General features: G+C 63.4%; 11 protein-coding genes and 1 tRNA gene. 5 read left to right on the forward strand and 7 right to left on the reverse strand.

Features of this window, described 5'->3' with window-relative positions; genetic code table 11:
- Window positions 1-188: 188 nt before the first annotated feature.
- Complete coding sequence (locus AB4Y84_RS04395; RefSeq protein WP_223495521.1) at window positions 189-566, forward strand: EF-hand domain-containing protein; 378 nt, start codon at window positions 189-191, stop codon at window positions 564-566.
- 44 nt (window positions 567-610) lie between these two features.
- On the opposite strand, the gene AB4Y84_RS04400 is transcribed toward AB4Y84_RS04395, so the two are convergent.
- The 3 genes from AB4Y84_RS04400 to AB4Y84_RS04410 form a co-directional block, all read right to left on the reverse strand.
- A complete protein-coding gene (locus AB4Y84_RS04400) occupies window positions 611-1,936 on the reverse strand; it encodes a Smlt3024 family type IV secretion system effector (protein ID WP_363734386.1) in 1,326 nt (441 codons plus the stop codon).
- Window positions 1,937-1,962: 26 nt separating this feature from the next.
- Window positions 1,963-2,826 carry a Smlt3025 familytype IV secretion system inhibitor gene (locus AB4Y84_RS04405; protein ID WP_363734387.1) on the reverse strand — a complete coding sequence of 288 codons (864 nt, stop codon included), beginning with the start codon at window positions 2,824-2,826 and terminating at the stop codon, window positions 1,963-1,965.
- A gap of 129 nt (window positions 2,827-2,955) precedes the next feature.
- Window positions 2,956-3,171, reverse strand: a complete 216-nt coding sequence (locus tag AB4Y84_RS04410; protein ID WP_265951111.1) for a hypothetical protein — start codon at window positions 3,169-3,171, stop codon at window positions 2,956-2,958.
- 175 nt (window positions 3,172-3,346) lie between these two features.
- On the opposite strand from AB4Y84_RS04410, the gene AB4Y84_RS04415 reads away from it, so the two are divergent.
- Window positions 3,347-3,706 carry a helix-turn-helix domain-containing protein gene (locus AB4Y84_RS04415; RefSeq protein WP_265951112.1) on the forward strand — a complete coding sequence of 120 codons (360 nt, stop codon included), beginning with the start codon at window positions 3,347-3,349 and terminating at the stop codon, window positions 3,704-3,706.
- Between the two features lie 67 nt (window positions 3,707-3,773).
- Here AB4Y84_RS04415 and AB4Y84_RS04420 read toward each other — a convergent pair whose 3' ends face one another.
- A complete protein-coding gene (locus tag AB4Y84_RS04420; RefSeq protein ID WP_442249816.1) occupies window positions 3,774-4,181 on the reverse strand; it encodes a hypothetical protein in 408 nt (135 codons plus the stop codon).
- 488 nt (window positions 4,182-4,669) lie between these two features.
- Entirely contained in the window at window positions 4,670-5,404 is a 735-nt protein-coding gene (locus AB4Y84_RS04425) for a hypothetical protein (RefSeq protein ID WP_442244348.1), read from the reverse strand.
- Window positions 5,405-5,596: 192 nt separating this feature from the next.
- On the opposite strand from AB4Y84_RS04425, the gene AB4Y84_RS04430 reads away from it, so the two are divergent.
- Window positions 5,597-8,350 (forward strand): UvrD-helicase domain-containing protein, encoded by a 2,754-nt coding sequence (locus tag AB4Y84_RS04430; protein WP_442244361.1) that lies wholly within the window; start codon window positions 5,597-5,599, stop codon window positions 8,348-8,350.
- A gap of 124 nt (window positions 8,351-8,474) precedes the next feature.
- Here the strand turns inward: AB4Y84_RS04430 and AB4Y84_RS04435 are convergent.
- Both AB4Y84_RS04435 and AB4Y84_RS04440 read right to left on the reverse strand, forming a co-directional pair.
- Window positions 8,475-8,564, reverse strand: a tRNA-Ser gene (locus AB4Y84_RS04435).
- An 85-nt stretch (window positions 8,565-8,649) separates the two neighbouring features.
- Window positions 8,650-9,642 (reverse strand): LysR family transcriptional regulator, encoded by a 993-nt coding sequence (locus AB4Y84_RS04440; protein ID WP_025878750.1) that lies wholly within the window; start codon window positions 9,640-9,642, stop codon window positions 8,650-8,652.
- 122 nt (window positions 9,643-9,764) lie between these two features.
- Here AB4Y84_RS04440 and AB4Y84_RS04445 point away from each other — a divergent pair, with 122 nt between their 5' ends.
- On the forward strand, window positions 9,765-10,352 hold the full coding sequence (locus AB4Y84_RS04445) for an FMN-dependent NADH-azoreductase (RefSeq protein WP_442249817.1): 588 nt from the start codon (window positions 9,765-9,767) through the stop codon (window positions 10,350-10,352).
- 130 nt (window positions 10,353-10,482) lie between these two features.
- Window positions 10,483-10,833 (forward strand): ligand-binding protein SH3, encoded by a 351-nt coding sequence (locus AB4Y84_RS04450; RefSeq protein ID WP_154880808.1) that lies wholly within the window; start codon window positions 10,483-10,485, stop codon window positions 10,831-10,833.
- Window positions 10,834-11,028 lie beyond the last annotated feature (195 nt).

The raw sequence follows: 11,028 nt of genomic DNA on the forward strand, positions 1-11,028 counted from the left end.
GGGCGCGGCTGTGGTGGCGGGCGTGATCGCGGCAGCGGCGAAGCGCGAGCGGGAAACACGCGAGCGCGCCGATTACTGCATGAACCGCTACGGCAACTATGACCGCCGCACCGACAGCTATCGCGACCGCGATGGCTACACCTACCCCTGCCGCTGACTCCCTCGCTGAAGGACTACATGCAATGCATATGAACAAAACCGCCCTGCTGATCGCGCTGTGCGCCGCCCCGCTGCTTGCACAGGCGGCGCCAGCCGACCCGAAACAGGCCTATATCGATTCCACCTTCACCGCGATGGACAGCAACAAGGACGGTCGCGTCGACAAGGCCGAGTTTGCTACGTATCAGCAGGCACGCTTCAGCAAGCAGGCTGACTCGATCGATGCCGCGTTCGCTGCGATGGACAAGAACAAGGACGGAAAGATCAGCAAGGAAGAAGCGACCGTGGTGCCGGAAATTGCGAAGTACTTCACGGGGCTGGATACCGACGGCGATGGCTACCTGTCGCTGAAGGAAATGCAGCAGGCGATGGTGGCGGCGCAGACTGCCGACGCACCAGGGAAGTGACGGGTGCGGGGCAATGGGAATACCCCACTGCCCCTTGCTGTGCACTATGCCAGGCGCATTGCCGGATGCTCGCGCACCTGGTTGTCCAGTTCCTGCTGCTGACGCTGGGACAGGGCCTGTTGCCGTTCTGCACTGGCCAGCTCCAGACGGTGCAACGACTGCTCTACCGGCGTCTGCACGGCCACATCGGTGGGCATGGAAGCCCTCAGGTGTGCCGGGTCGTTCATCTCGCCCTGCACCACGAACACGTTGCGGCCCGCTGGGCTGTCCGCCGTCTGCGCGCTGAGCAGCACATGGTCGGCACGGTCCAGGTTGTTCTGCCGGGCCAGGACCATCACGCTGGCGGTCAGACGTTCACTGCTTTCATCCGCCGTGCGTCCTGCTCTGGCATCGATGCCGGCGACATGCCCGCTGACCTGCTGCAGCAGACTGTACTCGGCGTGGCCCGGGTCAATGTCCGCCAAACGCGTTGGCGAACGCTGGGGGCCTGGCATGCCATCGACCGATGCAGTGAGCGGGCTGCGGGTGATGGAGCGGTAGGGATCTTCCGGGTGGAAGTGGGTGGCCTTCTGCTGGCGCTCAAGGCGGACTTCGCGCGCGTCGTTGAGCTCGGCGATGCGGGCCGGATCGGTGATCTCGCGCAGCGAACTGTGCCCACCGCCGGAGGTGACACTGACCCACTTGCTGTCCTTTTCAAAGTACAACGCGTAGGAATTGAGGCCGCCAATGACGTTGGGGTCGACCGAGGAGCGGCCACCCAGGGCCTGGGTGACTTCATGGAACGTCAGCGTGCCGAGGTACTGGCTACCCCTGCTCAATCCCATCTGGGTGATGGCATCGCGGCTGGTACTTCCCACCCGAGGCAATCCGGCCCCATCGTTGTCGAGCATGTTGCTCCAGATCTGCTCGAGCTTCTGCGGGCCACTCTTTTCCAGTGCGGCCTGAAGCAGCACGCGGGGTGTCCAGCAATTGGGATCCATGCGATGCTGCTCGAACGCGCGGTCGTGCGCGGTCATCACATCCTTGCCGGGCAGGTTCAAGGCAAGATCCGGGCGCTGCTGCTGCGACCAGTACTGCCGCAACACGAGGTCCTGCTTGAGCAGACTCTGTCCGAAGGCTTCCCATTGCCGTTCACTCAACACCGCATTGGGGAAGCGTGAACCATCGTCGTGCTGCGTTCTCGCATGTTCCTGGGCGTAGCTGTTTGCCACCCGCCCGGGCAGGCTGTCGTTGCGCACAACACCCAACGCCAGCGTTCCATAACCGTCTGCACCGGGAAGTTGCGAGAGATAGTTCCAGTAGAGCTCCCGGTTGCCCGAATCCGCATAGGCAGTGAGGATCCTGATGTCCTTCTGGGTCAGTCCACCCATGACTTACTCCTTGAATTGTCTTCGGATCACCTGGCCTTGGTGCGTGCCAAGGCATCCCGTACCGCGTCTTCCATGCGCTTCCAGTCCTTCAGGAATGCCCGCTTGTAGTTCAAGGTGATCGAGAGCTTGTTCTCGACATCCACGAAATAGTGCGTACATCCTGCCGCCACCGGGTCGTCGAGGTCGATGACCTGATCGCCTTCCAGGCGCACGCCATCACCCCGGAACGAGATGGTCTCGCACTTTATGAATGTGGTGAGCTGACCATCTTCGTTGCGCGCAACATACCAGTCATCTTCATAGGCCGGGTTTCGAACAGGAGGCTTGCCGTAGCGGGCCTCGTAGTCCTTTGAATAGCGGGCCATCTTCTCTTCATCGATGGCATAAGGGACCAGCCCCAGCGTCGCTGGCCGGGCAATCCGCAGGTCCAGGCGTGCCCGTGGATCACCACGTTCCACCGATCCCTCCTCGGTGATGGCCTCGTTGGACGACAGTCGCGCAAGCGACGTTTCGATTGGAATCCTGTCGATGTAGTTCACCGCCACCGCGATCTCCTTGCGGAAATCATTGGTCCTCGGATTCGCCCGTGCGCCCGGCGCCGTCGGCTTCATGTCAGGCCATTCGATAACCAGCGTCACCCCCTCCCCCGGCCAAGGCGCAATCTGGCTGTCCAGATAATTGGCGGGGATGCGGAAGGTATTCGGCCCCAGCTTCACATCCACGGGCGCGTCGGTGTAGGTGTGGCCGTTTAGGGTGCGGCCGGTCTGCGTTGCGCCAGGCATGGTGGGATTCCTTTCGTGTTCGGTGGATGGCGGTCGTGCGCAGGCACTGGCGCTCACAGCGACGGCGATTGCGAGTGCCAGGCACCGGCCGGAGGACATCGGGTGCATCGGGCCATTCCATTGCGGGGTTTGGCTCCACTATAGGCAAAGGCCGATCAACGGGACAGGAACGTCATCACTACCCGCCCACGATCAGATTTTTCCTACGCACCTCCATCGCCGTGCCAGTTGGCACCTTCAACGCCACTGCAGATCGACGCGGCACTGCGGGCAGGAGTGGTAGGCAGATGCCGGGCGGACCGCGAGTGCACCCACAATGCCGATCAGTATCGACATGGCCAGCATCCCGATGACGCCCATCAATACGAAACCAACTGCACCGCCAAGCAGCGCGAGAAGCGTGAATGCCCACCCCGAGCCAGACCAATGCACGCGGCCATTGCGGATGGCCATCGGGCCGCGGTATCCGCAGGCAAGGCAGATTGTCGATGTTGTGCTGCCAGGCGGCGCTGGCCGCGAAGACGGCTTCATACGCTACTCCGACCCACGATGCTACAAATAATGTAGCATACGAATTGTGGGGCGATTGCCATCCTGTAGACCGTTACAGAATGCGCCCAGGCGGGTAATGTCGCCCACACCTCTCCGCGACCAGTTCACCAAGCGCCTCAAAGAAGCGCGCTTGGCGATGGGCATCTCCCAGCGCGAGCTGGGCCGGCGCATTGGCTTGTCTGAGGATGTGGTGTCCAGCCGGGTGACACGTTACGAACAGGGCACGTCGGAGCCGGACTTTGCCACTGCCGGAAAGATGGCTGCCGAACTGGGTGTTCCGCTGGCCTATCTTCTGGCCGATAGCGACGCACTGGCCAATGTCATTCTCGCCGCCGCCAAAATGCCGCACGCAGAACAGCGACGCCTGGTCGCTGAATTAAAAGAGCGCGCGAAGCGGTCGAGCGGCGCAGATCAAGCAGAAAGCGATAACGAGTAGCACGGCGCTTGAACCGCAGGCATGGGGACCAGGTTGGAGGTCCCCCCCCTGCCCGCGCACCGGTGAATCAAGGGTCAAGACAGCGCTCTACCTGTAGTGACAGCGCCTCGCAGGCATCGAACAGACCATCGACCATGGCCGCCGACGGATAGAAGCCCGGATCATCGTTCTCCCGAGCTACGTGTGYGGCGTGCAACATGGCAGTGAGCGCGGTGATGCCCGAGGCACTGCGGGTGGCCAAGGCCAAGTCGAAAGCGCGACCGGGCGTGAGGCGGTTTTCGGACCACGGTGTGCCGTCCGCACGATGGCCTTTGCCGTGGCCTCGCAGGAACGTGAAGAACGCAGAGGGAGGCGCGGACTCGGCGACATCACTGAGTGCGTCTTCCATCTTTTCGGCGAGAGCATTGGGAAGATCGCGCACGGCATCGCCGAGCAGCGCGTGCAGACGAGGATAGTCGGGAAGCAGGTCAGACATGGTGGCAACCTCGCGGTGTAGCCACCTGCAGATGCAAGGTGGCGGACGGTGCGGGTTGGCGTGCCGGATACGTACCACTAAAGCCGGCGGATCGAGAGATCCCCACGCACCGCCCGCCATGGACTGGCAGACGGTGCATTGTCGTGATTGCAGTTGCGGCTGCAACACGATCCGTAGTGATACGTAAGTTCGGGACGCCAATCCCGGCCTAGGCAGGTGCCTTGGCGAGGCCATGATTCGCGTGCCGTCCGGCGCTGAAAAGAGGCAGAAACAGCATTGTGTGCAGCCTGCGACAGCCGGGGCCTTCTGCGAAGTGGAGCCGTGACGAAGCGCACGCACCGGAGCAGTCGACCGTCGCCCACGGCATGGCCGATTACGACGATCGGATTACCCAAAGCGCCGCCATCATGCAGATCACGACCCGCCTACAGGTTCGACGCGTTCCGCCACAGACTGCTACGGGCGCGCATGGGGCATGGCCACGGTCACTACTGCCCCATCATGATGGGCGCCTTGCATTCACTGCGGAAGTTCGCCGCCTTGCGGTCCAGCGCTAGGCGCAGTTGCGGAACCCGCGCCATCTTGCCGCGCATCGCTAACACGGGCAGCGCGCCCGCAAACTCGGACTCGGTCACACCCAGCGGATCGGGACCACGACGGATGTTCCAGACAAGTGCATCCAAGTCCGTACCAAATGCCAGCACCGTGTCCAGCGACAACAACGCTCGTCCATACAGGCTTCCATCCTGCAGGCGCGTCCAGTCCATGGTGTTGGTCAGGCTGGTGGAGTGAACCGAGAACCGTCTGGCCGGATCGGCGAAGCGGTACAGATGAATCCACGTATGCCCCGGGTCTTTCAGTGGCTGGCCGATCTCCTTTGCGTTGAACCGGAACTCCATGCCCACAACCACGTCGCGCTCGGGAACGGTCTTCTGACGGGTCGCATCACTCGGCCAGTGGTAGATCAGATTCCAACTGAACGAGGCACCGGTGCCGAAAGAGACCTGCTTCGATGTCCATTGATAAGTGTCGCGCGATTCCGTAGCCCCGGTGGCTCCATCCACATAGCGCAGGGCGTCCCAAGTCCCGTCAGCCTCTTCCGACCAGAGACCACACGCCAATGATTGGACGGCTGCCTGCGCAGCGGCGGGCAGTGCTGCGGCCAACAGCGCGACGGCCAACACACGGATTCGGCGCGGGAAATGCTGCATCAGCTTCGACATGGGAATCCTTCCTGGATTGCAACCATTGAACGACGGCGAGCTCGGGTTGCGGGCCCCATGGTAACCCGGTGCAAGCCTGCGTTCGCCCAGACGGAGGCGGTACAAGCCACAAGCGACACCAAGCCCGCTTATCATTGGCTCGTAAGGGCACTTTACGCCCATTGACGTATGCAAGGCAGTTTCTGGATGTCTATGGAATGGCGCCCCTCGGGCTGGGGCCAGCGTTTGACCCGTTCAGCACACTGGTTGCTGCGGCTGGAAGGCGAATACGTCGAGATTCGCATGGGTGGCAAGCACTACCGCCAGCACGTGGACGATGATGCGCGCGTGCGGATCATTCCGGGCCTGTTCTGGGCCCGGGTCGAGCTGCAGACTGAAGACCATCACACGGTGTCCGTCGATGGCCTGCCCAACCGCCAAGCATCCCAGCTTTCGGCCGCCGTGCAGCAGGTCCTGTTTACCTGCACGACCCGCGGTCGCAAAGCGCTCTTTGCAGACATCCTCGCGCAGATCCACTGCTGGCTGGCCAAGGCAGACACCCTGACAGACCGCGGCAGCGCCGACCGCCGCTGGATCACCCACGAACAGCAGCAAGCACTGCTGGCCGAGCGCCCCGCCCTGCCCCTGCAGCCGTCCGAGCTGCAGCAGCTGTTCCTCGATGACGCCGTACACGAAGACCTGCACGCGCACAGCCACCGTGCCGCGCTGGACGCCCTGCGCGACTGGGAACTGGATTGGCCATCCGTCTGGGCCGAGGCCAACGCGTCCATGGCAACGCGCGAACTGGTGCTGGCCAGGAACTTCCTGCAACGGGTGGAGAGCAAGCCGCTTACCGAAGAACAAGCCCGCGCGGTCATCTGTTTCGACAACCGCGTGCAGGTGGTCGCCTCAGCCGGCTCCGGCAAGACCTCCACTATGGTGGCCAAGGCTGCTTACGCTATCGACCGTGGCTTTGTGACCCCCGAGCGCATCGTGATGCTGGCCTTCAACAAGGATGCCGCCAAAGAGCTGGAAGATCGGGCACAGCGATCCTTCGAGCGGCTAGGCATGGGCGATACCGTGGTGGAGGCGCGCACTTTCCATGCACTTGGCCTGTCCATCATCGCCAAGGCGACGGGGCGCAAGCCCGATATTCCCGAATGGGCCATCGATGCAACGCTGGGCTTCAACAAGCTGGCCGAGCTGGTGGACAACCTGAAGGACCGCTCGACCCACTTCCGCACCCAGTGGGACATGTTCCGACTGGTCTTCGGGCGCGACCTGCCGCCGCTGGGTACGCAGATGCTGGCCGATGGCTACGACCGAGATGGCACGCCCTATATCCGCACCCTGCAGGGTGAAAGGGTGAAGAGCCAGGAAGAGTGCGTGATTGCCGATTGGCTGTTCTACAACGGCGTGGCCTACGACTACGAGCGGCGCTACGAGTTCGATACCGCCACCGATACCCATCGCCAATATCGCCCGGACTTCTATTATCCGGACGCCGAGTTGTATCACGAGCACTTCGCGCTGGATGCCGACGGCCAGCCGCCGCAGCAGTTTGCCAACTACGCCGATGGCGTGCGCTGGAAACGCGAGCAGCATGCCGCACGCGGTACCGCGCTGGTCGAGACCACCTCGTTCGGGCTGCGCAGTGGCGAGGCCCTGCACCACCTATCGGAACGGCTGGGCGAATCACGCATCGAGCTGGACCCCAACCCGGACCGCGAACTACCCGATACCGGCGCCAAGCCGATGCCCGATGCCGATCTGATCGGGCTGATGCGCACTTTCATTGCGCACGCCAAGAGCAACTGCCTGAGCCTGGAAGGCATGGCCGAGCGTCTGCGGCAGATGCCCGAGGATCAGTTCAAGGAGCGTTACCGGCGCTTCCTGGAAATCGCCGGGCCCGTGTTCCAGGCGTGGGATGACGCGCTGGCCGACGAGGGCAGCATCGACTTCGAAGACATGTTGAACATGGCCGCCGGGCTGCTGGAACAGGGCCACTATGAATCGCCCTACGAACTGGTGATGGCCGACGAATTCCAGGACGCCTCGCGCGCCCGCGCCCGCCTGTGCCGCGCCCTGGTCAACCGCCCAGGCCGCTATCTGTTTGCCGTTGGCGACGACTGGCAATCGATCAACCGCTTCGCCGGCGCCGATGTTTCAGTGATGACCGATTTCCGCGAATGGGTGGGGCACGGGCAAGTGCTGAAACTGGAGCAGACTTTCCGCTGTCCGCAGGAGCTGTGCGACATCTCCAGTCGCTTCATCAGCCGCAATCCGACGCAGATTGCCAAGACGGTTCGTTCTGCTACGCCGGCAATGGGCCCGGTGCTGCAGGCGTTCCAGATGAACCGGCGTGAGGAGGTGCAGGATGGTGTTCGCCAGTACCTTGCCAAGCTGCACCAGCAGCTGTTGTCAGGTGCGGTTCCGCAGGGACGCGACGGGCGCGTTAGCGTTTTTGTTCTGGGGCGCTACCGCGCGGATCGCGGTGCAGTGCCTTCGGATTGGAAGACGACCTTCGGCAGCACGATGGATGTCGAGTTCCTCACAGCACATCGATCGAAGGGGCGCGAGGCGGACTACGTGATCCTGCCGGGCATGATCAATCGCAGCTTCCCGAGCCTACGCTCGGATGACCCGGTGCTTTCCCTGGCAATGCCGGATGGTGATACTTATCCACTGAGCGAAGAACGACGGTTGTTCTATGTCGCGCTGACGCGTGCGCGACGGTCGGTTGCGATGTTCACTCTGCAGGGGAAGCACTCACCGTTCCTGGACGAGCTGGTGAACGAAGGTGCCGTAGAGGTCACCGGGATTTCAGGGACGGCTATCAACGACGAGCGCTGCCCCGTATGCAAGGTGGGGGTGTTTGTCGACAGAACGGGACCGCATGGGCCTTTCAGGTCATGCTCCAGTTACCCGTTGTGCCATAGCAAGCCGAAAGGTGGTTTTCGTGGGTAAGCGCACCCGGCCTCATCCACGCGCGCGTGCATACATCAGGGGCGCATGCTGATCTGACGGTCCGATGGGCGCGCAGCTGCGGCGACAACAAAAACCCCTGTTTCCAGGGGCTTTTTGAAAAAGCTGGCGGAGAGAGTGGGATTCGAACCCACGGAAGGTTTAACCCTTCGCCGGTTTTCAAGACCGGTGCCTTAAACCGCTCGGCCATCTCTCCGTATCGGCCCAGCCTGCTGGCCGGGCACGCATTCTCGCACGGCCGGGCGATTTGCCCAAGACCGTTGTTCCTTAGGAGGCAACCCTCAGCCCGCGTCCACCGCCAACGCACCCAGCGCACTGGCCTTGATCCGCTCCTTGGCCTTCTCGCAGGCGCCACCGCAATCCAGGCGCGAGGCCTCCAGCTGCGGCGGCAGGTGTTCGGCCAGGAAGTCGATGAATACCCGCACCGCCGGCAGCAGGCCGCGACGCGAGGCGAACACGGCATGGCACACGCCCTGCGGAAGCGACCAGTCCGGCAGCACCACTTCCAGCTCGCCGTTGCGCACGGCATCGGCGCAGACGGTTTCCGGCAGCATGGTGATGCCGAAGCCGTCCTTCACCATGCTCTGCAGCAGCGGGAAGTCGAAACCAGCCACGCGCGGCTGCAGGTCCACCCGGCGCACCGCGCCTTCCGGTCCGTGCAGTTCCCAGCGCTGGCGCGCTTCGTCTTCGCTGATGCTGAGGGTTACGTGGTTGGCCAGCTCTTCCGGGTCCTTCGGGCGACCGGCGCGGTCCAGGTACTTCGGGCTGGCCACCAGCAGTTCCTGCACCTGGCCAAAGCTGCGCATCACCAGACTGCCGTCGTCGTCCAGACGCGAACGCACGCGCAGGGCGACGTCGTAGCCTTCGTTGATGATGTCCACGCGGCGGTTGCTGATGTTCAGCTGCAGCCGCACCTTCGGGTACTGCTCCAGGAACTTGGGCAGCAGCTTGGGCAGCTGCATCTGCGCCAGCGAGACCGGCACGCTGGCGCGCACCAGGCCGCGTGGCTCGGCGCTGAGGCGGTCCACCACCTCGCGCGCGGCCTGCGCCTCGGCCAGCATGGTCTGGGCGTGGCGGTGCACGCTGGTACCGACGTCGGTGACAGCAAAACGCCGCGTGGAGCGCTGCAGCAGGCGCACGCCCAGGTCGGTTTCCAGCTGGCTGATGCGGCGGCTCAGGCGCGACTTGGGGATGCCCAGTGCGCGCTCGGCGGCGGCAAAACCGCCGTGGTCGACCACCATCGCGAAGTAGTAGAGATCATTCAGGTCATGCATACCCGAGTTCCATTAGTAGAACAATAAGTGGCATTCAACCACCTTTATCCCGCCCTTGCAACAACCTATTGTTCTCTCCGTCGGCGGCAAGTCCGCCACCTCTCCCGAACATAGGTACTGCCATGAAGCTTCTGCACATCGACGCCAGCGTGCTTGGCGACAACTCCGTCTCCCGCCACCTGACCGCCGCCGTGGTGGCCCAGTTCAAGCAGCAGATCGACGGCCTGCAGGTTGATTATCGCGATCTTGACGCCAATCCGGTACCGCATCTGCGCAGCGGTTCGCTGGCCAAGACCGATGCCGCCGAGGCTGCCGATGCTGAACAGGTGCTCGAGCAGTTCCTGGCTGCCGACATCGTGGTGATCGGCGCGCCGATGTACAACTTCAGCGTGCCCTCCACCCTGAAGGCCTGGATCGACCGCGTGGCGGTGRCCGGGCGCACCTTCAAGTACACCGAGAACGGCCCGGTGGGCCTGGCCGGTGGCAAGCGGGTGATCGTGGTCAGCAGCCGTGGCGGCATCTACACCGATTCGCCGGCGGACTTCCAGGAGCCGTTCCTGCGCCAGACGTTTGCCTTCTGGGGCATCAACGACATCGAGTTCGTGCGTGCCGAGGGCATCGCCTATTCGCCGCAGCATCGCGAAGACGCCATTGCCGGTGCACTGGCAGCTCTGCCGTCGCATGAGCCGGCGGAAGTGGCAGCGGCGTAACGCGTTCCAGCGTTCGGCGCCTCTCTCCCTCGTCTGGGTGCTGAACGCGGGCCGGGATTCCCTCCCCCATCCCGGCCCACCCTGGCGGCCCTGCTTTTGCGGGGCCGCTTTTTTTTGCCACCATGGGCCGATGAACTACATCGTGATGGCTGCGCACCGCAGCGAATTTCCGCATCCGATCACCCTGCACCGTGGCCAGGCACTGGTGGTGGGCGAACGTTATGAGGGGCCCGAGGGTTGGGAGGACTGGTTTCTGTGCGAGGCCGAGGGACAGCAGCCGGGGTTCGTGCCGGCGCCGGTGATCGGTCGCGATGCGCAGGGTGGCGCGTTTGCCACGGAGGATTACTGCGCACGGGAGCTTGATGTGGACCCGGGGCAGCACCTGCGCGGCGTGCGCACGCTCAATGGGTGGGCGTGGTGTGTGCCGGCAGCTGGCGAGGCCGGTTGGGTACCGCTGGAGAAGCTGCGCATAGCAGGTTGATGGATTGCGGCATCCACGCATGGCGTGGATCTACTGCAAAGCCCTAAGCCCCAGCGCCTGGATGCAGCATCGCGCCAGTAGATCCACGCCATGTGTGGATGCCGCACCGCCTCAGTAGATCCACGCCATGCGCGGATGCCGCACCGCCTCAGTAGATCCACGCCATGCGCGGATGCCRCACCGCCTCAGTAGATC

It is taken from the genome of Stenotrophomonas sp. 2YAF22, assembly GCF_052114665.1.
Classification (GTDB): Bacteria; Pseudomonadota; Gammaproteobacteria; order Xanthomonadales; family Xanthomonadaceae; genus Stenotrophomonas; species Stenotrophomonas indicatrix.